Consider the following 20,664-nt stretch of genomic DNA (forward strand, 5'->3'; position numbering starts at 1 on the left):
CCATCAAGGACTCAGACGGGCCAGGGCGTCGACGAGCACCGACGTCTCCAGCTCGGAGACGGCCAGCGCGGCCTGCCCGCCCCCACGCGGCGCCACGCAGATGCGCTCACCGACAGGCCCCTGCGTGCAGCGCGTCTCCTCTCTGGCGAAGCTCGCCGCCTCTCGCGCCGCGGTCGAGCCCGGCGGCGGCAGGAAGAGCGTCATCGCCTTGCCTCCCTCGTGCCGGTACAGCAGCGAGGCGGAGAGCTGGCCATGCAACCGGCAGCGGCGGGCACCCAGCAGCGTCGCGCCGGGCACCACCGGCACCTGCACCGCATAGCCCACCTCCCGCTCCACCCACGCCTTCACCGCGGCCGGGTCCGAGGACTCGAACTCGCAGGGAGCGGTGCGCGAGAAGGCCTTGAGGTGATGCCGCTCGAGGTCCATGGCCAGCGCGTCATTCATGCCGCTCGGCCACGACGCCCAGAGGACGCCCACGGACGCGAGCGCCGCGGCCAGCCCCGCCGTCCACCGCCGCCGCCGGAAGATGGGGCGGGCGCGCGGAGCCAGCCGGGAGACACGCTCCGTCAGCTCGGGCGGCACGTGCGTCTCCGTGGCGGCCTGGGCCTTCAGCGACTCGCCGAGCGAGGCATAGCGGGCCGCCTCCCGGGCACAGCCCACGCATCGCGACAGGTGCTGCTCCACGGCCTGCCCCTCGTGAGCCTGGACCTCTCCGTCGAACCACGCGGAGAGACGCTCCTGCCACTCCGGGCTACAGGCTTCCATGTGCCTTCTCCTTCTCGAGGAAGTCGAGCATCGCCACCCGGGCCCGCGCGAGGCGCGAGCGCACGGTGCCCACCGGGCACCCCTGCACCTGGGCGATCTCCTCGTAGCTCAGCTCTTCGACTTCACGCAGCCACAGCGCGTCACGCCACTCGGGGGCCAGCGACTCCAGCGCCGCCTTCATGCTCGAGCTGAGCGTATGGGCGTGCAGTTCCGCCTCCAGGTCCGCGGAAGGCTCGGCGGCGCCCTCCTTCCCCAGACCGCCCTCCAGCACCTCCAGCCGGGGGCGCAGGCCCCGGCGAGAGTTGAGGAAGACGGTGCGCTGCACGGCGAGCAGCCATCCTTTGAGCCGCTCCGGGTCGCGCAGCTCGTCGCGCCGCTCCAGCGCGCGCGCCACCGTCTCCTGCACGAGGTCATCCGCCTCGGCGGTGCTGCCCGTCAGCCGGCGGCCCATCCGTCGGAGAGCTGGCAAGTGCTCCAGGGCACGTTCGATGAAGGCTCGGGCGTTCACGTTTCCCCAAGACACGGCGATGGCGGCGAAAAGTTCCCGGAGCGGAACGCCAGGGGGCTAGGGAGCAGGCGTCGGGCCCAGGTTCGGAGTCCCCACGCTCGCGCTCGGTCGCGCTTGCAGCACCTGGGCGAGGTACATGCCGGCGAACATGGCGGGCACGAAGACAAGCAACTGCGTCGCGCCGGTGGCGAGCGAGGTGAGCGCGGGACCGGGGCAGTAGCCGCCGAGCCCCCACCCTACGCCAAAGAGGCCCGCGCCCACGAGGAGCTTGCGGTCCACCCCGCTGGCGGAGAGGGAGGGGAACTTCGGGGCGAACAGGGGCCGCTCGCGCTTGTGGATGAGGGGCCGCAGCGCCGCGTGCACGGCGATGGCGCCGCCCATCACGAAGGCGAGCCGGTCATCCCAGTCACCGGCGATGTCGAGGAAGCCGATGACGTTGGCCGGGTTCGTCATGCCGCTGATGCCCAGGCCGATGGCGAAGAGGAGGCCGCTGAGAAACGCGCTGAGGTTGGAACGCATGGGGAGCCCTCTCTAGAAGACGTGGCGGACCAGGAAGACGGTGAGGACACCGGCGGCCATGAAGGTGAGCGTGGCCGCGATGGAGCGGGCCGAGCCCCGGCTGATGCCGCAGACGCCATGCCCACTGGTGCAGCCGTTGCCCAGCCGCGAGCCGAGACCCACCAGCAGGCCTGCCACCACCAACAGGGCCGCTCCGCCCGAACCCAGGGACGCCGGGGCCGCGAAGGACTCGGGGCGCAGCCACGCGAGCAGCATGCCGCCGGCGAGCAGCCCGCCGAAGAAGAGCACGCGCCAGGCGACGTCGCCGCGGACGGGCGCCAGCAGCGAACCCACGACACCGCTGATGCCGGCCACCCGGCCATTGGCCAGCAGGAGAAACGAGGCACTCAGTCCGATGAGCGCCCCGCCCAGGAGAGGCGGGAGAATGGAAGAAGTCATGTTCGTCTAGAGCCAGATTCCAGGAGGAGGATTCGCCCGCTCAGCACAGGGCGAAGCGTGAGAGCCACGGAGTGCTCCAGAGGATTCACGGCGGACAGACACGACCGGCCCCGTCTCGAGTTCCCGGGCCGTGCCCTCAGCCCGCGAAGCCCCTGGGACAAGGCGGCGGGCCCCTGCTCCCCTGCTCGTTCGTGATGCGCCAGGTGCGAGGCGGAAGGCCCTGAATCCTTTTTTCGGCCCTCCGGCTCTCATGGGCAGGAGGTTTCGACATGATTTTCCGCCAGCTTTTCGATTCCGAGTCCTCGACGTACACCTACCTCATCGGTGACGAGGCCACGCGCCAGGCCGTCCTCATCGACCCGGTGCTGGAGCAGGTCGACCGCGACCTGCAACTGGTGAGCGAGCTGGACCTCACGCTCACCCACGTCTTCGACACCCACGTGCACGCCGACCACGTCACGGCCTCGGGCGTGCTGCGCGAGCGTACGCAGTGCAAGGTGGTGGGAGGGGTGGGAGGCGCCGCCTGTGCCAACATCCAGGTGCGCCACGGGGACGAGGTTCGCATCGGCCAGCTCGTCTTCCAGGTGCTCGCCACCCCGGGACACACGGACGACAGCGTCAGCTACCTTCTCGGCGACCGCGTCTTCACCGGGGACGCCCTGCTCGTGCGCGGCAACGGCCGCACCGACTTCCAGAACGGCAACGCGGCCCAGCTCCATGACTCCATTACCCGCGTCCTCTTCAGCTTGACGGACTCGACGCTCGTCTACCCCGGCCACGACTACAAGGGCCGCACCGCGACGAGCATCGCCGAGGAGAAGCGCCACAACCCGCGCCTCTCCGGTAGGAGCCGGGAGGAGTTCATCCACATCATGGCGAACCTCAACCTGCCCAGGCCCAGGAAGATTGACCTCGCCGTCCCCGCCAACCGCGACTGCGGACACGTGGTGCCGTCACCGCAGGGAGCCTGAGCGCCCTGCCCTGGCACACACGTTGAAGTCCTTCGAGATTCGAGGAGGAGCCTCCGACTGGGCTGCGCACGTTCGCGCGGACCGCCAGGAGGTCGTGGCGTCCCTCTGGAGAGGGGGCCCCACAGGGTCAACCCGCTCACGGACGCGAGCGGCCCGAGTTCCCCGGTCTCGCACCCGGCGGCTTCCATGTCCCGCCAGGCACCGGCGGCTCCCACTTCCCGGACCACCGGGAAGTCTGGCAGGGGGACGGGCACCTCGCTGAGCAGGTGCCCGTGCCCGGCCTGCTTCAATAGCAGAGGTAGTTGTCGCTCCAGCCGTTCGCGGAATCCAAGGGCTCGTTCCACGCGACGCAGGTCTTGTTGGGGATGGGGCCCGTGTTGGACCACTGGAATTGAAGCGTGCTGGTGGTGGACACACAGATGTAGTTATTACCCCAGCCGTGGGCGGAGTCGTTGGGCTCGTCCACGAGCGTGCACCGCTTGCCAGTGATGGGCCCCGTGGCGCTGAAAGCCAGGCCTTCGGCCTGATCGGAGCACAGGAAGTTGTCCTTCCAGCCATTCGGGTCGTTCGGCTCGTTGAGTTCGGCGCAGTGGGTACCCAGGATCTTCCCCGCGGGGGAGAAGGCGAGCTTTTGCGTGTAGCACAGGTAGTTGTTTTCCCAGTTGTTGGGATCGGCCGGCTCATTCCACGACGTGCAGCGCATCCCTGCGATCGGGCCCAGCGAGGAATAGGTGAACTGCAGGGGGCTATAGGTGGGCACGCAGATGTAGTTGTCGAGCCAGCCATTGAGATCGAGGACCTCGGTAATCTGGGTGCAGCGCTTCGTGAGCAGGGGGGGAAGTCCCGAATTGTGCCAGGTCACTCCCTCGGAACCCGCGGTGCAGAGGTAGTTGTCGGCCCAGCCGTGGTTGTTATCGTTCGGCTCGTTGACCAGGGTGCACGCGGCGGGGAAGGGAGAGTACTGATACCGGAACTCGACGGGAGACACCCCGTAGGTCTTTCGCAAACCCTCGACATCCAGGCTGCTCAAGGTCTTCCGATTCCACTGGGCACAGTAGCTCATGGACGAGTCGGGATCGTACTGGGTGATGACCTGGCCATCGGTCTGCTGCACGATGGTGTTGTTGCAATAGCCCGGAGTATTGGGTGTATTTCCCGGATTGTCCTGCTCGTGGTAGAAGCCCAGGGCGTGGCCAAACTCGTGCAAGGCGACGACGCGGATGCAATACTCGCGATCATCTCCTGGCGCCCATGCGTCATCAACAGCGTCATTACAAGACGTGCTCCAGTTGGCGAAGGTGAAGTTGAGATACATGCTGGGGTTGTCACTCGTCACGCCGACGAAGGATCTCGGGTTCGAGTCATCCACCTCGATGCGGACCGCATTCACGGGAGTATTCCCGTCACAGTCACCCCAGCCCGTGAAACGGACACTGCTGTTATTGTCCCACTGTTCCTCGACAGTCTGCCTCACCCACGTCTTCTCCGAGTTGTTGTTGGCCGTGGTCCAGCAAACGGGAATGACAGTGAAACCATTGGCATCCGCGGGCCAGTAACTGCCAGTCTTTCCATAGAGCGCCTCGCCCTGTGAGCCCACGGCCACGACTTCCCTGTCCACGACGCGCTGGGTCGCGGGCTCACAAGCCACGAGAAGCGAGGAAATCAGAAAAAGAAACCGGGTTACCCCGTTGTCACTCAAGGAGTTCTTCATTGACGGACTTTCTGTGATGTTTGTTGCACTACGAGTGAATTGGTAACACGATATGCAAGAACAGCCAAGTGAAGACTTGCTGTCCCGCAGGGCGATATGAATTGCTGAGCTGAAAAAATCCGCCAAGCCAACCTGATGACACGCCGAGGCTCAAATCTGGATTAGATGGCGATGTCTCGGGAAACCGGAGCGCCGCCCTCTTGCCATGCGTGTTACGCGTGTTACGTCGGACGCGCTGGTGCCCGGAATACAGGTTTGCAGCGTGGCGAAACCCATCTTTGGAATGAACCCGTCCCTCGACGGGTATGTCGACCACGGGGCCTTCGCGCCGGATCCCCAGCTATATCGTCATTTCATCGAGCGTGTGAGCGGCGTGGCCGGTAGCGTCTACGGTCGTCGCATGCACGAGGTGATGCGGTACTGGGACGAAGATGAGCCCTCGTGGGGCGCGGCGGAACGCGACTTCGCGATCGCGTGGCGAAAGCAGCCGAAATGGGTCGTTTCACGCTCGTTGAAGTCGGTCGGCCCCAACGCCACATGGGTGCAAGAGGGTCTGGAGGCGCTCGTGCGTCGGCTGAAGGATTCGGCAAGGACGTGATCAGATTGACCTACGTCCCCGCTTGATCTCGCGCCAGCAATCGCCCGCGCGCCATTGGAGGGGCTTCCACGCTACGCCGCCTTCTTCACCATCCCATGCGGGTCGAGGACGAACTTCCGGGCCACGCCCGTGTCGAACTCGTGGTACCCGCGCGGCGCCTCGTCGAGCGAGATGACGGTGGCGTTGACGATCTTCGCGATGGGCAGCCGGCCATGGAGGATGGCCATCATGAGCTGGCGGTTGTAGCGCAGCACCGGCGTCTGCCCCGTGTAGAGCCGGTGCGACTTCGCCCAGCCCAATCCGAAGCGCATGCGCAGGTTCCCCTGCTTCGCGCCCTCCTCCTTCGCTCCCGGGTCCTCGGTGACGTACAGCCCGGGGATTCCAATCGCCCCACCCGGTCGCGTAATCGCCATCAACGAGTTGAGCACCGTCGCCGGCGCCTCCGTCACGTGCTGCGCGCCATGGCCACGTGCTTCGAAGCCCACCGCGTCCACCGAGCAGTCCACCTCCGGCACGCCGACCACCGCCTCAATCAGCTCCTCCAGCTTGTCGCTCTTCGTCAGGTCGATGGGCTCGAAGCCCACCGACTTCGCGTGGCGCAGTCGCTCCGGGTTCATGTCCCCAATCATCACCACCGCCGCGCCCAGCAGCTGCGCCGAGGCCGCCGCCGCGAGCCCTACCGGTCCCGCTCCGGCGACGTAGACCGAGGACCCCACCCCGACGCCCGCGCACACCGCGCCGTGGAAGCCCGTCGGGAGGATGTCCGACAACATGGTCAGGTCCTGGATCTTCTCCAGCGCCTTCTCCTTGTTCGGAAAGCGGATGAGGTTGAAGTCCGCGTACGGCACCAGCACGTACTCAGCCTGGCCTCCTGTCCAGCCGCCCATGTCCACGTAGCCGAACGCCCCTCCGGCCCGCGCCGAGTTGACGTTGAGGCACACACCCGTCTGCTGCTCGCGGCACGTGCGACAGCGGCCACAGGCGACGTTGAAGGGCACCGTCACCAGGTCACCGATGTTGAGGTACTCGACGTCCTTGCCCTTCTCGATGACCTCGCCGGTGATTTCGTGCCCCAGCACCAGCCCCGTGGGTGCCGTGGTGCGCCCCCGCACCATGTGCTGGTCCGAGCCACAGATGTTGGTGGTGACCACCTTCAGGATGACCCCGTGCTCGATGGGCTTCCCCTGCGGGTTCACCATCTTCGGATAGTCGATGGAGCGGACCTCCACCTTGCCGGGACCGAGATAGACGACGCCACGATTGCTGGCCATGGACGCACTCCTCCTGAGGAGGATGCTGGCGACCCCTGGCGCACCCGGCACGCGGGACAGCCCGGCTCCGCTGCTCCCGCGACGAGGAGGGGCCCCGGGGCAGCGCGGGCTGTCCGCCCCTCCCCGTGGGCCCAGACGCGGCGACCTCAGAACGACGCGTCGAGCTGCAGCCGCACGAGATGCCGCGTGGGCCCCGTCCGTCCGAACTGGTACGCGTAGTCGCCCTGAATCTTGAAGGCGTGCCCGTTCAGGTAGGCATTCAGGCCCACGCCCACCTCCCGTCCCGCCGTCTCCACCTGCGCGATGAGCGCCGGGTCGCTGTCCGAGCGCACCTTCTGCAGGTCGAACCGCCCCGTGGCCTCCAGCTTCGACGTGAGCATGTAGCCCGCCTGCACCAGGTACCCCCAGCCCGAGCGGGACCACTCGCGCGCTGGCTGCCCATTCACCGTGCCATCGCGGAAGTTCGGCGATCCATCCCGGTACAGCGCCTCCGCGAGCACGGAGAGGCCGTTGTACTTGAACACCGTGTCCACGGCCGCGTGGGCGTAGTCGAAGGTGCCAATCACGAACGTGGTGCCCGTGGTGCTGCGCTGCCGGTTCGTCTTCTGGTTGTACGCCCCCGCCACGCCCACCATCAGCCGGGGCTTCGGCAGCCGCTGCAGGTCTCCCTCCACGTCGTCATCGAAGGCGCCGAACGGTCGCACCGCGAAGCGCGCCACGTAGAGCAGCCCCGGCGTCGAAGCCCCGAAGCGGTTGCGCCCCTCGCCGCCGAAGAACCCCAGGTTGTAGCTGAGCACCCCGTCCTTCCCGAGGAAGTCGTTCGACGACAGCATCAGCCCCATGTCCCGGTCCAGCGTCAGCTCGCCGATGATGAGCGGCCGGTCCACGAACTGCAAACCCGACTCGCGGATGGTGCGCGCGCGGTCGAACGGCACGAAGAACTGGCCCACGCGGAGGTTCAAATCCCGCAGCGCCGTGTACTCGACCCACACGTCGAACAGCGGGCTCGACGAGCCGGCCTCGAAGTCATTGCCTCCGAACGCGAGCTGCAGCGTGTACTTGAGGTCTGGATTCAGCACGTGGCCCTGGAGGAAGAGCCGCACCGTGCGGATCTGCTGCTCCTGCGTCCACCGCCGGTCCGCGCCTTCCACGCCCTGCCCCGTCACCGTCTCGCGCATCTGGAAGCGGCCCCGGATGGTGGCGGAGTACTTCCCGTCCTCCGACGCCACGGTGAAGCCCTTGCCGGGCGCGGCGGTGATGGTGACTCCCGGCGAGGGAGGCGGCTTCGGCTTGGGCTCGGAGGGGACTCCCGAGTCCGGAGGGGCCGGCGAGGCGGGAGCCGGCTCCGCGGGCGCGGACTGCGCCCACGCTCCCGTGGAGAGCCAGAGCGACACGAGGAGGACGACCTTCGTGGACACACGAGGGGCTGGATTGGACATGGCTGGGGACGTCAGGTCAGACGTGAAGTGCACGGCACACGCTACCGGACGAACCGGTCAGCGCAGGAGAACGACAGAGAGCCGCTGAGGGAATGGGACCGCGGGGCGCTCAGCACGCGCGACAACAACAACACCGACACGCCCGACCGAAGGCGCGGGCACCGACGTGCCACGCAAGCCCTTCAAGGCCGGAGGGGTGGGAGCAACCTGGCGTGTTGGCGTGAACGGGAGACATGTTGAGCAGACAAGCCAGGAAGTCGCTGACATTGTTAACCGCCGTTGACGCAACACGCAAGACGCTGCTGCGCCGGGCGCTCCTCTCCATTAGGGAGCCCCACCATGAACCTCTATCTCGAAAACAAGCTCGCCCTCGTCACCGCCTCCACCGGTGGCATCGGCAAGGAGATCGCCACCGCCCTCGCCCAGGAGGGCGCCCGGGTCATCGTCAACGGCCGCACCGCCGCCAGCGTGGACTCGGCCATCGCCGACATCCGTGGCCGCGTGCCCGACGCGAAGCTGGAGAAGCTGGCCACCGACAACGGCACCGCCGAGGGCGCCGCGGAGACCCTCCGCCAGTTCCCCGAGGTGGACATCCTCGTCAACAACCTCGGCATCTACGAGGCCGTGGGCTTCTTCGACGAGACGGACGAGGCCTGGCAGCGCCTGTTCGAGGTCAACATCCTCAGCGGCGTGCGCCTCGCCCGCCACTACCTCAAGGGCATGCTCGTGAAGAAGACCGGCCGCGTCATCTTCATCGCCAGCGAGGCCGCCATCAGCCCGTCTCCCGAGATGGCCCACTACAGCGCGACCAAGACGATGCAGCTGTCCGTGTCCCGCAGCCTCGCCGAGCTGACCAAGGGCACCGCCGTCACCGTCAACACCGTCATGCCCGGCTCGACGCGCACCGAGGGCGTCGCGAAGCTCGTCCAGGACCTCTTCCCCGGCCTGCCCCTGGAGGAGGCGGAGCGGCGCTTCATGCGGGAGAACCGCCCCACCTCCCTCATCGAGCGGCTCATCGACCCGAAGGAGGTCGCGGACCTCGTCGCCTACGTGAGCAGCCCGCGCGCCTCCGCCATCAACGGCGCCGCCCTCCGCGTGGACGGCGGCCTCGTGCGCAGCGTGTTCTAGCCGCGCCTCACCACGTATCGATGTACCGGCGCCGTCCCTCGCGCACCGGGCGGGGGACGGAGCGCAGCCCGCGGAGAATCCACGCGCGCGTCTCCGCGGGGTCGATGACCGCGTCCAGCTCCAGCAGCGAGGCCATGTTGATGGCCCTGCCCCGCTGGTGCGCCTCGGCAATCATCGCCTTCGCCATCTCCTCCCGCTGCTCCGGGTCCTCGATGGCCTCGAGCTGCTTGCGCATGCCGATGCGCACGGCGCCCTCCAGGTTCATCCCGCCGAACTCGCCCGTGGGCCAGGACACGTTGAACACCGGCGCGTGGAAGTGCCCGCCGGCCATGGCCTGCGCGCCGAGCCCGTAGCCCCGCCGCAGCACCACGCTGAAGAACGGGACGGAGAGGCTCGCCGCGCCCACGAACATCCGGGACACGTGGCGCACGAGCGCGGTCGTCTCGGCCTGCGGGCCCACCATGAACCCGGGCGTGTCGCACAGCGACACGATGGGCAGTCCAAAGGCGTCACAGAGCTGGAAGAAGCGCGCGGCCTTGTCGGCGGCGTTCGCGTCGATGGCGCCGCCCAGGTGGAACGTGTCGTTCGCGATGAGCCCGAGCGGCTGGCCTTCGATTCGCACCAACGCCGTCACCAGGCTCCGCCCGAAGTCGCGGCGCAGCTCCAGCACGGAGCCGGTGTCCGCCAGCGTCTCGATGATGGGGCGGATCTTGTACGCGCGGCGGCGGTTCTCGGGGAGCACCGTGCGCAGCGTCTCCTGGTCCGCGCAGGGCCCCGGCGCCGTGGCGCCCTGGAAGTAGGCCAGGTACTTCTTCGCGACGGCCACCGCCTCGGCCTCGTCGCGCACGCGCACGTCGATGACACCGTTGCGCGTCTGTACGTCCGCGGGGCCAATCTCCTCCGGGGCGAAGGTACCCAGGCCGCCGCCTTGAATCATCGCCGGGCCGCCCATGCCGATGTTGCTGTCGTCCGTGGCGATGATGACGTCGCAGCACCCCAGCAGCGCCGCGTTCCCCGCGAAGCAGCGCCCGGAGACGATGCCCACGCGCGGCACGAGCCCGGAGAGCGAGGCGAAGGCCAGGAAGCTGGGCGTGTCGAGTCCCGACACGGTGTGCGTGTCCGTGTCGTTGGGCCGGCCGCCACCGCCCTCGGCGAAGAGCACCACCGGCACGCGCCACTGCGCCGCGAGCGCCAGCATGCGGTCCAGCTTCGCGTGGCCCACCAGCCCCTGCGTGCCGGCGAACACGGTGTAGTCGTACGCGAGCACCATGGCCCGCGCCCGCTCTTCATCGAAGAGGGCGCGGTTGATGGTGCCGAGCCCGCAGATGATGCCGTCCGCGGGGCTGGCGCGGATGAGGTCCTCCATCGAGCGCGTCGACCGCTGCGCCGCGAGCGCGAGCCCTCCGTACTCGACGAAGGTCCCCGGGTCGACGAGGTCCGCGAGGTTCTCCCGGGCCGTGCGCTGTCCCGTCTTGCGCCGCCGCGCCACCGCCTCCGGGCGACCGGCGTCGGAGGTTGCCGTGAGTCGCTCGCGAAGCTCCGCGAGTTCGGGGCGGATGGCGGCCGGGGATGACGCCCGGCCGTCGTCATGCGTATCGCTCATGGGCGCGGGATGATGCCCCGCCCGCCGAGCAGGCACCAGGATGGCGCCACGGCGACCGCCACGAGCAGTGCGTGCGCCCACCCGCACTCCACGAGCGCTCCCCCGGAGCGCCTGTCCGTCCCGGCCTTCGGGCGGGCCCTCGTCCCGGGAGCCCTGCCACACGCCACCCTCCGCCCCCGTGGCGCCGGGTTGAACACTCAACATCGCCCGGAGCCGTGGAGACATCGGAGGCTGGGGAATCCCGTCCGCGCCCGGGTAGTAAGGACCGAAGCATGAGCCAGGTCTCAGGGAAGTCGAGCGCTGTCGTGGCGGAGAACGCGGTGTCACCCGCGAAGGCCCGAGGAGCCAATCGGGCCGCCGAGGTCTTCGTGGGAGGGGGCGAGGTCGGCGCGCTGTGCCGCGCGAAGGACTGGAGCACGCACCCCCTGGGCCCCGTCGAGCACTGGCCGCAGAGCCTCAAGACGGCGGTGAGCATCGTGCTCAGCTCCCGGTTCCCGATGATCGTCCTCTGGGGGCCGGAGCTCTTCCAGATCTACAACGATGCCTACCGGCTGCTGATGGGGAGCAAGCACCCCTCGGGCCTCGGGCAGGGCAACCGCGAGTGCTGGCCCGAGGTCTGGCACATCAACGAGGCCATCTACCCCCGCGTCTTCGATGGCGAGTCGATCCTCTTCGAGGAGCGGCTGTACCCGCTGGCGCCGCACGGATACCCCGAGGAGTTCTACCTCACGCTCAACTACCACCCCGTCCGCGACGAGTCGGGCAACGTCGGCGGCGTCTTCGTCACCATCGTCGACGTAACGCAGGAGGTCCGGGCGCGGCGCGAGCGTGACCGCGCGTTGGCCGAGGCGAAGGCCGAGCGAGAGCGCCTCCATGAGGTCTTCATGCAGGCGCCGGCCATCATCGCCGTGCTGGAAGGACCGGACCATGTCTTCAAGGTGGCCAACGCCTCCTACAAGGCGCTGATCGGCGGCCGCGAGGTGCTCGGCAGGCCCGTCCGGGAGGCCCGACCCGAGGCCGTGAGCCAGGGCTTCCCGGAGCTGCTCGACAAGGTGCGGAACACGGGCGCCCCCTTCGTGGCGCACGATGCCCGGGTGATGCTGGACCGCCATGGCGATGGAGTCCTGGAGGAGCACTACCTCGACTTCGTCTATCAGCCGCTCCGCGAGGCGGACGGGAGCGTGTTCGGCATCATGGTGCACGCGGTCGAGACCACTGCCCAGGTGCTGGCCCGCAGGCGCACCGAGGCGCTCGCCGCCGAGCGGGCCGCCATGCTGGGCCACATCGCCGACGCGGTGCTGACGTTCGACCCGACCGGCCGCATCACCCTCCTCAACGAGCTGGCCCGCAGCCTCTACCCCGGCCTGCGGGAGGGAGGGTCGCTCGACGCCACGCAGAGCCGCATCCACCAGGAGCGGCTCGACGGCACCCCGCTTCCTCCCGCGGAGCTGCCGGTGGCGCGGGCGCTCCGAGGGGAGCGCGTCATCAACGAGGAGTGGCTCCTGCACCACCCCACGGGCCGCAAGCTGCGCCTGCTGGGCAGCGCCGTCCCGGTCCATGGCGAGGGCGGTACCCTGCTCGGCGTGGTGCTCACCCTCCGAGACATCACCGAGCAGCATCGCCTCCAGCAGCAGCTCGAGCTGGAGCGCAACCGGCTGGCCCACGTGTTCATGCAGACCCCCGCCGCGGTCATGGTGTGCCGCGGGCCGACGCACGTCATCCAGTCCGCCAACAAGGGGTACGAGGAGATCACCGGCCACCGGCCCCTCGTCGGGAAGACGCTCCCCGAGGCCTTCCCGGACCTGGCCGGCCAGGGCCTCTTCGAGCTGTATGACCAGGTGCTCGCCACGAAGGAGCCCTACATCGGCAACGAGGTCCCGGTGCGCGTCCAGCGCTTCGGCCGGCTGGACGAGGCGTACTTCAACTTCGTCTACCAGCCGCTCGTCGACGAGAACGGAGAGGCCTTCGGCGTGATGACCCACGCGGTGGAGGTCACCGACATGGTGCACTCCCGGCAGCAGGCGGAGGAACGGGCCCGAGACCTGGTGCGGCTCACCCATGCGCTGGAGCAGTCGAACCGCGAGCTGGACCAGTTCGCCTACGTGGCCTCGCACGACCTCAAGGCGCCGCTGCGTGGCATCGCCAATCTCGCGGGGTGGTTGGAAGAGGAGCTGGACACCCGCCTCACCCCGGAGACCCGCGAGTACCTCCGCCTGCTGCATGTCCGCGTGCACCGGATGGAGGCCCTCATCGAGGGCATCCTCGACTACTCGCGCGCGGGCAAGACGCGCGACGCGATGGTGTCCGTGGACACCGCCACGCTCGTCCGGGAGGTGCTGGAGATGCTCGCCCCCGCCCCGAGTGTGAGCGTCGAAGTCCAGCCGGGCATGCCCACGGTGCTCGCCGAGCGCGTGAAGCTGCAGCAGGTGTTCATGAACCTGCTCAACAATGCCATCAAGTTCACGAGCCTGAGCCGGCCGGACCCGCGCATCACGCTGGGCTGGAAGGACACCGGGGACGCCCATGCGTTCGCCGTCACCGACAATGGCGCGGGCATCGCTCCCGAGTACCACGAGCGCATCTGGGGCATCTTCCAGACGCTGGAGAGCCGGGACACCATCGAGGGCACCGGCATCGGGCTGTCCGTCGTGAAGAAGATTGTCGAGACCCGCGGGGGCCGGACCTGGGTGGAGTCCACACCCGGCGAGGGCGCGACCTTCCACTTCACCTGGCCCAAGAATCCGGACGCGACTACGGCATCTCCACCAGCGTCCAGTACTTGTTGAGGGTGGCCATCACCTCCACGAAGTTGACGAAGGTGACGGGCTTGAGGAGGTAGCCGGCGACGTTGAGCTTGTAGGCCTCCACCTTGTCGCGCTCGTTGGCCGAGGTGGTGAGCACCACCACCGAGGTGGCGCTGAGCGCGGGGTCCGCGCGCACGGCGCGCAGGAACTCGATGCCGTTCATCTTCGGCAGGTTGAGGTCGAGCAACACCAGCCGGCGGCCCTCCGGCACCTGGCCGTTGCGAAGCATCTCCAGCCCTTCCAGGCCATTGCCCGCGACATACAGGGGGTTGGCGATGTGGTTCTTCTGGAAGGCGCGGCGGACGTTCATCACGTCCACCTCGTCGTCCTCGATGAGCAGGATGTGCAGCGTCTTGTCGGGGGACATGCGGTGGGTCGACTCCAGGCGAGACTTCGGGCCTCGGTCGCCCTAACACCGCTCACGAGCCACCGCCTGTTTTCCGCCGGACATCGCCTGCCCGACCGGGCTCCCGCTCGGGAAGGGTGGCGTGGCCTCGCATGGCAGCCCGCTCCTGGAAATGACAGGGGCCCGCCGGTCATTCACTTAGGGCTCCAACGACATGTAATGGACAGAGCCGGGCTCGCGGCTTGAGGACCGTCACGTGGGGACGGTATTGCCACGGGTGGCTCCCTCCTCGGGCCGTGTCGCAGCGCCTCGTGACGTCTCCCTCCATGCCAGACACCCCGAAGTCCCAGGCCAGGCGCAGCACGGAAACCGGGTCGGACGGAGTCCTGGAACGTGGCGAGGCGCGCTTCCAAGCCTTGATGGAGGCCACCGCGCAGCTCACCTGGCTGGCCACTTCCTCGGGCGCGCTGGCTCCACCGCAGCCCGCGTGGTGTGCCTTCACCGGACAAACGGACGCGGAGCTCCAGGATGAGGGCTGGCTCCAGGCGGTGCACCCGGATGACCGGGAGGCGACGCGCCAGCGCTGGCGGGAGAGCCTGGCCAGCGGGAGCCGCTTCCAGGCGCGCCACCGGCTGCGGCGCCGGGACGGCGAGTACCGCGACATGCTCGTGCGCGCCGTGCCGGTCTCCGACGCGCGGGGTGTCGTCCAGGAATGGGTGGGCGTGCACACCGACCAGACGGAGCTGACGCGGACGGAGGACGCGCGTGCACGGCTCTTCCAAGCGCTGGAGCGCACGCGCGCCGAGCTGGACCAGTTCGCCTACGCGACCAGCCACGACCTCAAGGCGCCGCTGCGCGGCATCGCCAACCTGTCGCAGTGGATGGAGGAGGACCTGGGGCCTTCCCTGGGCGGCGAGTCCCGCCGGCAGATGGAGCTGCTGCGGGGACGGGTGCGCCGGATGGAGGCCCTCATCGACGGGCTCCTCGAGTACAGCCGCGCGGGCCGGGTGCGTCACCGGCTCGAGCGGGTGGACGTGGGCCAGCTCCTGGAGGGGGTGCGGCGGGTGCTCCCGCTCCCCGCCTCCGCCCGGCTGGATGTCGCCCCGGGGATGCCCGTGCTCGTCACCGAGCGCCTTCCGCTGGAGCAGGTCTTCCGGCACCTCGTCGGCAATGCCCTGAAGCATGCGCGCCGAGAGGATGTGCACGTGCGCATCGGCGTGCGCGAGGACGGCGACGCACGCCACGCCTTCAGCGTGGCGGACAACGGGCCGGGCATCGCGGCCGGGTTCCACGAGAAGATCTGGGGCGTCTTCCAGACGCTGGAGGCTCGCGACAAGGTGGAGAACACCGGCATCGGGCTCGCGGTGGTGCGCAAGCTCGTGGAGAGCCGGGGAGGCCGCGCCTGGGTGGAGTCCTCCGAGGGCGCGGGCGCGACGTTCCACTTCACCTGGCCATGAGCCCGCACATGCCCTCCCAGCCCTCCGGTGACATGAGCGACAGCCTCCGCATCCTCCTGGTCGATGATGACGAGATCGACCGGATGGGCGTGCAGCGGGTCGTGCGCGCCAGCGGCCTCACCGCGGAGGTGGTCGAGGCGTTCGACGGGGCCGAGGCCATCGGGATGCTCCGGGCGCAGGCCTTCGACGTCGTGCTCCTGGACTTCCGGATGCCGGGCCACGACGGGCTGTGGGTCCTGCGCGAGGTCGCGAGGCGGGGCATCGGCACGCCCATCATCATGCTCACCGGGCAGGGCGATGAGCACACGGCCGTCGAGCTGATGAAGGCGGGGGCCGCCGACTACATCGCCAAGGCACAGCTGACGGCGGAGCTGCTGGATCAGAGCGTGCGGCAGACGCTGCGGCTCCACCTGGCGCAGCAGCAGCACCGGACGCTCGCCGAGGCCCTGCCCCTCCTCGTCTTCTCGGCCCGGCCGGACGGCACGTGCGACTACGTCAACCGGCGCTGGAGCGAGTACACCGGGCTGACGTGGGGGGAGACGGTGACGGAGGGGTGGAAGGCCATCTGCCACCCGGAAGACCTCGCCGAGAGCCTCCGGCAGTGGGACGCGGTGCTCCAGAACGGGCAGCCCTTCGAGTCGTCGAGCCGGATGCGGCGCCACACGGACGGCGCGTGGCGCTGGCACCTCATCCGCGCCATGCCGCTGCGCAACCCGCACGGCCGTATCATCCAGTGGCTCGGCACCTGCACCGACATCGACGACCAGAAGCGCGCGACGGAGGCGCTGAGCTTCCTGGCGGAGGCGAGCACGCAGCTTACCGCCTCGCTGGACAGGGCGGCCACGCTGGAGCGGCTCGCGGGGCTCATCGTCCCCCGGCTGGGAGACTGGTGCGCCATCTACCTCCTCCAGGAGGACGGAACGCGCCCCGAGCCGGCGATGCTGGCCCACGCCGACCCCTCGTTGACGCCGCTGGTGCGGGAGCTGCACCGCCGCCATCCCCTGCCCGCCGACCTGCCCTTCAGCTACCCCCGGGTGCTGCGCACGGGCGAGCCGGAGCTGGTGGCCGACTCCGTCGAGGCGCTGGTGCGGCAAGTCGTGGGCGAGGACACCCCCCTGGGGCCGCTGGAGCGCATCGTGCCCCGCTCGTGGGTGATGGTGCCGCTGCGAGCGCAGCGCCGCGTCTTCGGCGCGCTGCGGGTCTGTGTCACCGGTACCAGTCGGAGCTACACCCAGCGGGACCTGGAGCTCGTCCAGGAGCTGGGGCGCCGGGTGGAGATCGCCCTCGACAATGCCCGGCTGTTCGAGGTGGCGAAGGAGGAGCACCAGCGCGCCGAGCAGGCCAACCGCGCCAAGGACGAGTTCCTCGCCACCCTCTCCCATGAGTTGCGCACGCCGCTGACCGCCATCCTCGGGTGGACGCGGATGCTCCGGTCGGGGCAGCTGTCGCCAGAGAAGCAGGCGCGGGCGCTCGAGACGGTGGAGCGCAACGCGCAGGTGCAGACGCAGCTCATCGAGGACCTGCTCGACGTCTCCCGCATCATCGCCGGCAAGGTCCGGCTGGACGTGCGCCCGGTGTCGCCCCTCGGCGTCGTCGAGGCCGCCCTGGACTCGGTGCGCCCCACGGCGGAGGCCAAGGGAGTGCAGCTCTACGGTGAGCTGGACGCGGGCGCGGACCTCATCAGCGGAGACCCCGACCGGCTCCAGCAGGTCGTGTGGAACCTGCTGACCAACGCCATCAAGTTCACGCCCAGGGGAGGCCGGGTCAGCGCGCGGCTGCGGCGGGCCGGGACGGGTGTCGCCATCGAGGTGGAGGACACCGGCCAGGGCATCCCCCCGGACTTCCTCCCCTACGTGTTCGAGCGCTTCCGCCAGTTCGAGAGCGGGCTCGTGCGCAAGCATGGCGGCCTGGGTTTGGGGCTTTCCATCGTCCGGCACATCACCGAGCTGCACGGGGGGACCATCCAGGCCCACAGCGAGGGCGAGGGGCGCGGGGCGCGCTTCACCGTCACGCTCCCGCTGGTCACGGCGTTCCCGGAGCACGGCAGGACGTCCGTCTCCCCATCCACCCTCGACGGCGGCAAGAGCTTCACGGGGATGCCGGAGCTGCGTGGGTTGAATGTGCTCGTGGTGGATGACGCGCCCGACGCCCGGGAGTTCCTGACCACGGTGCTGGAGACGTGCGGAGCCCAGGTCGTCACCGCCGCCAGCGCCGCCGAGGGGATGGAGCAGGTCCAGCGCTTCCGCCCCGACGCCGTCGTCTCCGACGTGGGCATGCCGGGCGAGGATGGGTACTCGTTCATCCGGCGGCTGCGCGCCCTGCCTCCGGCCCAGGGAGGACAGAGTCCCGCCATCGCCGTGACGGCCTTCACGCGCATGGACGACCGTGCCCGGGCGCTGCTCGCGGGCTTTCAGTCGCACCTGCCCAAGCCCATCGAGCCCTCGGAGCTCGTCAGGGTGCTCGCCTCGCTCACCGGCCGCCTGCCTCCCGGCTGAAGGCCGCCGGGGGCGGGTCACCGCATCAGCTCGCCGAGGAGGCTCTGCTCGGCGGCCTGGATGACGTACTCCCTTCTCGCGTCGTGGCCCCGGCGCTCCTTCTCCATCAGCGTGCCGCCCGCGCGGGTGAGCGCCTCCTCGAATGGCAACGGCGCGCGGGCGCGCAGCCACGTGGCCACCGGCTCCGGGCTCCCCGTCTTCCTCGCCCAGACCTCCAGCCACTGCGCCTGTCGCGTCAGGGGCTTGCCTGGAGGAACCCCATCGAGGAAGCGCTCCAGCGGGCCCTGCCCCCGGGACCTCAGCTCCAGGTCGCAGAGGAAGGCCACCAGCATCCCTCCGCCATAGGACAGGGCGCGCGCGTCGCCGTCCTCGAAGAAGCGCTCGCTGGCCTCGGTCAGCGAGGACCTGCCGTACCAGGGGTTCTGCTTCACCGCGGCCAGCTCCCGGCCCAGCGCGGCGAGGAAGCCCGGCAGGTCCAGCTCTCCACTCCGGAGCAGGACGAGGTGTGAGAGGTAGTGGATGAAGCCCTCCCCGAACCAGCGCATCTCACCGCCCGCCTCCGGTGCCTCCGATGAGCGGAGGTCCTCTCCGCGCTCGCGCCCCCACGTGTGCAGGTATTCGTGAGCGAGGATGCGCGCGAGCACCGGCGTCTGGTGGACGCGTTCCAGCGGAACATCACGAGGCAGGTGGACCTGGATGGACCCTTCCCGGGGCGTGCCCTGCGCCATTCCCGAGGGGAAGTCAGGCCTCAGCATGACGACGTAGCCCGGCGTGGGCGCCCGGCCTCCCATCAGTGTCACGGCGGCGTCGAACACGCGCGTGAGCAGCGCCGGCACCTGGGAGCGCGCGACGTCTCCCTCACCGAACCACGCCACGTCGAGCCGCGGTCCTCCCCGCGCCTGCACCATCGCGCGACTGAATCGGCCCGCCGCGAGGTAGTTGTCGAGCAGGGCCGTCAGGTCAGGGGCCTCCGCTCCGAAGGGCGTGAGCGGCTCCCAGCCCGTGGGCAGCTCCCACTCCACCGGAATGGGGCCGCGCACGGATTGAAGGTCGGTGGGCGCGACGAAGACCAGGGCTCCCGGGAGGAACACGTGGCGCTCGTCGCGCTTCGGCATCTCTCCGCCCCCGGGTTCTCCGAGGCGCAGGCCGTGGGCCTCCTCATCGGTCCGCACAACGTAGGACAACCGCAGCCGCCCATCTGGAGGCACCTGCGCCTCCCAGTGGTGGGGACGTGGCGTGGTGAGCGCGACGGAGGCGCCGCTTCCGTCCCGAGCGGTCACCTCGGAGACGATGCGGAAGTCGCGCCCGGCGCCCAGCGTGCCCGTCACCTGGAAGGGAATCCGGTCTCCCGGTGGGGCCCTTACATCCAGCTCGACACGCACGTCACTGGGAGACACGCGGAGCAGGTACTTCAGCCGCGCGCCCTCGGGAGTTGGAGTCCGCGCGGGATGAGACGCCGCGCAGGACGTGAGCACGACTGCGAGCACGATGAGCCAGGCGCGCCGAGGAGGACGAGGCATGGCCCTACTTTCTCCGAGGGCCCACGTGGCCCGTCAATCCATTCCCGGCGCTCGTGCGTCGGCCATGGCACTCCCGGTCGAGGACACTCCCCCTCCGCGCCCGCATTCCCCGTATGCTCGCGGGGTGATGTGGATGCGCCAGGGAGGCCCGGGACTGAGCAGCGTTCCCTGGCGCCCTCCCCTCACCTGCTGGCCGCGACTGAACCGGGGGAGCCCTCCACCGGAAGGCCGGGCCCGGCGCGCCGTGGTGGCCATGGCGCGCGTGTCTCGCGCGATGGAGCACCCTCGCAAGGTGCTGCACGTGCAGCCGTCGGCGGGAGGGCTGCTCATCGTCAGCGAGGACGAAGAGGGCCGGCGCTTCCTCCAGTTCGGCTGGCTGGGCGCATCCCAGAGCGTGGTGTGGCCGGGCTTCCCGCTGCGGCTGGAGTCGGACTACACACGGGCCATGGTGGCGGCGCTCGCCTTCGTCGAGGAGCCCCGCCGCATCCTCGTGGTGGGCGTGGGCGGCGGCGCCCTCCCCATGTTCCTCCGCGCGGTGGTCCCCGACGCCCACATCGACGCGGTGGACCTCCACCCGGAGGTCATCGACGTGGCCCGGCGCTACTTCGACTTCCACGAGGACGCGGCGCTCCACGCCCACGTGGCGGATGCGCGGCACTTCATGGCGACGCCCGGGCCCTCCTATGACGTCATCCTCCTGGACGCCTATGGGGCCCGGGGCATTCCCCCCTCCCTGGCGACGCGGGAGTTCCTCCTGTCCACCCGGGCGCGCCTGGCACCGGGCGGCGTGGTGGCCGGCAACGTGCTGCGGTTCCCCGGCAAGTGGAACTCCTCCATGGCTCGCACCTGGAAGGAGAGCTTCGCCCAGCTCCACACCTTCACCGTGGAGGAGTCCGCCAATCAAATCCTGGTCGGCCTGTCCGACTCGAGGCGGCGCACCCGCGCGGAGCTGAACGCTCGCGCCGAGCAGCTCGCGCGTGAGTGGGGCGTCGCCTTCAGCCTGCGCTCACGGGTGGCCCGGGAGTACCGGGAGTCTCCCTGGAAGGGTTCCGCCGCGAAGACGGGCCCGAAATGACGGCACGGCGTTCGTG

17 protein-coding genes are annotated in these 20,664 nt (G+C 69.4%); 7 read left to right on the forward strand and 10 right to left on the reverse strand.

Annotated features, from left to right (window positions below):
* Window positions 1-3: 3 nt before the first annotated feature.
* From HG543_RS02115 to HG543_RS02130, 4 genes are all read right to left on the reverse strand, one after another.
* The gene (locus HG543_RS02115) at window positions 4-765 is read right to left on the reverse strand and encodes an anti-sigma factor family protein (protein WP_169342944.1); all 762 of its coding nucleotides are present in this window, start codon (window positions 763-765) and stop codon (window positions 4-6) included.
* Window positions 752-1,234 carry an RNA polymerase sigma factor gene (locus HG543_RS02120; protein ID WP_246356691.1) on the reverse strand — a complete coding sequence of 161 codons (483 nt, stop codon included), beginning with the start codon at window positions 1,232-1,234 and terminating at the stop codon, window positions 752-754. Before HG543_RS02120 ends, HG543_RS02115 begins: the two co-directional genes overlap by 14 nt.
* A gap of 96 nt (window positions 1,235-1,330) precedes the next feature.
* Window positions 1,331-1,792, reverse strand: coding sequence for a DUF6691 family protein (locus HG543_RS02125; protein WP_169342946.1), 462 nt, complete (start codon window positions 1,790-1,792; stop codon window positions 1,331-1,333).
* 12 nt (window positions 1,793-1,804) lie between these two features.
* Window positions 1,805-2,230 (reverse strand): YeeE/YedE family protein, encoded by a 426-nt coding sequence (locus tag HG543_RS02130; protein ID WP_169342947.1) that lies wholly within the window; start codon window positions 2,228-2,230, stop codon window positions 1,805-1,807.
* Window positions 2,231-2,499: 269 nt separating this feature from the next.
* On the opposite strand from HG543_RS02130, the gene HG543_RS02135 reads away from it, so the two are divergent.
* Window positions 2,500-3,201, forward strand: a complete 702-nt coding sequence (locus tag HG543_RS02135) for an MBL fold metallo-hydrolase (protein WP_169342948.1) — start codon at window positions 2,500-2,502, stop codon at window positions 3,199-3,201.
* 286 nt (window positions 3,202-3,487) lie between these two features.
* Here HG543_RS02135 and HG543_RS02140 read toward each other — a convergent pair whose 3' ends face one another.
* On the reverse strand, window positions 3,488-4,912 hold the full coding sequence (locus HG543_RS02140) for a zinc metalloprotease (protein ID WP_169342949.1): 1,425 nt from the start codon (window positions 4,910-4,912) through the stop codon (window positions 3,488-3,490).
* Window positions 4,913-5,174: 262 nt separating this feature from the next.
* On the opposite strand from HG543_RS02140, the gene HG543_RS02145 reads away from it, so the two are divergent.
* Window positions 5,175-5,510, forward strand: a complete 336-nt coding sequence (locus tag HG543_RS02145) for a dihydrofolate reductase family protein (RefSeq protein ID WP_211193670.1) — start codon at window positions 5,175-5,177, stop codon at window positions 5,508-5,510.
* 71 nt (window positions 5,511-5,581) lie between these two features.
* Here the strand turns inward: HG543_RS02145 and fdhA are convergent, their stop codons facing one another.
* Window positions 5,582-6,781: a formaldehyde dehydrogenase, glutathione-independent gene (fdhA, locus tag HG543_RS02150; protein ID WP_169342950.1), complete on the reverse strand. Its 1,200-nt coding sequence runs from the start codon at window positions 6,779-6,781 to the stop codon at window positions 5,582-5,584.
* Between the two features lie 146 nt (window positions 6,782-6,927).
* A complete protein-coding gene (locus tag HG543_RS02155) occupies window positions 6,928-8,220 on the reverse strand; it encodes a porin (protein WP_169342951.1) in 1,293 nt (430 codons plus the stop codon).
* 339 nt (window positions 8,221-8,559) lie between these two features.
* Between HG543_RS02155 and HG543_RS02160 the strand changes: the two genes are divergently transcribed.
* Complete coding sequence (locus tag HG543_RS02160) at window positions 8,560-9,348, forward strand: SDR family NAD(P)-dependent oxidoreductase (protein WP_169342952.1); 789 nt, start codon at window positions 8,560-8,562, stop codon at window positions 9,346-9,348.
* 7 nt (window positions 9,349-9,355) lie between these two features.
* Here HG543_RS02160 and HG543_RS02165 read toward each other — a convergent pair whose 3' ends face one another.
* On the reverse strand, window positions 9,356-10,951 hold the full coding sequence (locus HG543_RS02165) for an acyl-CoA carboxylase subunit beta (protein ID WP_211193671.1): 1,596 nt from the start codon (window positions 10,949-10,951) through the stop codon (window positions 9,356-9,358).
* A 272-nt stretch (window positions 10,952-11,223) separates the two neighbouring features.
* Here HG543_RS02165 and HG543_RS02170 point away from each other — a divergent pair, with 272 nt between their 5' ends.
* The gene (locus HG543_RS02170) at window positions 11,224-13,737 is read left to right on the forward strand and encodes a PAS domain-containing sensor histidine kinase (RefSeq protein WP_169342954.1); all 2,514 of its coding nucleotides are present in this window, start codon (window positions 11,224-11,226) and stop codon (window positions 13,735-13,737) included.
* Here the strand turns inward: HG543_RS02170 and HG543_RS02175 are convergent.
* Window positions 13,703-14,122, reverse strand: a complete 420-nt coding sequence (locus tag HG543_RS02175; RefSeq protein WP_169342955.1) for a response regulator — start codon at window positions 14,120-14,122, stop codon at window positions 13,703-13,705. The genes HG543_RS02170 and HG543_RS02175 overlap by 35 nt on opposite strands.
* 305 nt (window positions 14,123-14,427) lie before the next feature.
* Here HG543_RS02175 and HG543_RS02180 point away from each other — a divergent pair, with 305 nt between their 5' ends.
* Both HG543_RS02180 and HG543_RS02185 read left to right on the forward strand, forming a co-directional pair.
* Window positions 14,428-15,558, forward strand: a complete 1,131-nt coding sequence (locus HG543_RS02180) for a sensor histidine kinase (protein WP_281404351.1) — start codon at window positions 14,428-14,430, stop codon at window positions 15,556-15,558.
* An 8-nt stretch (window positions 15,559-15,566) separates the two neighbouring features.
* A complete protein-coding gene (locus HG543_RS02185) occupies window positions 15,567-18,053 on the forward strand; it encodes a response regulator (protein ID WP_169342956.1) in 2,487 nt (828 codons plus the stop codon).
* Between the two features lie 17 nt (window positions 18,054-18,070).
* Here the strand turns inward: HG543_RS02185 and HG543_RS54900 are convergent, their stop codons facing one another.
* A complete protein-coding gene (locus HG543_RS54900) occupies window positions 18,071-19,573 on the reverse strand; it encodes a M61 family metallopeptidase (RefSeq protein ID WP_246356692.1) in 1,503 nt (500 codons plus the stop codon).
* 253 nt (window positions 19,574-19,826) lie between these two features.
* Between HG543_RS54900 and HG543_RS02195 the strand changes: the two genes are divergently transcribed.
* On the forward strand, window positions 19,827-20,648 hold the full coding sequence (locus HG543_RS02195; RefSeq protein ID WP_246356693.1) for a spermidine synthase: 822 nt from the start codon (window positions 19,827-19,829) through the stop codon (window positions 20,646-20,648).
* Window positions 20,649-20,664: the final 16 nt, after the last annotated feature.

Source organism: Pyxidicoccus fallax (assembly GCF_012933655.1).
In the GTDB taxonomy this organism is placed as follows: domain Bacteria; phylum Myxococcota; class Myxococcia; order Myxococcales; family Myxococcaceae; genus Myxococcus; species Myxococcus fallax.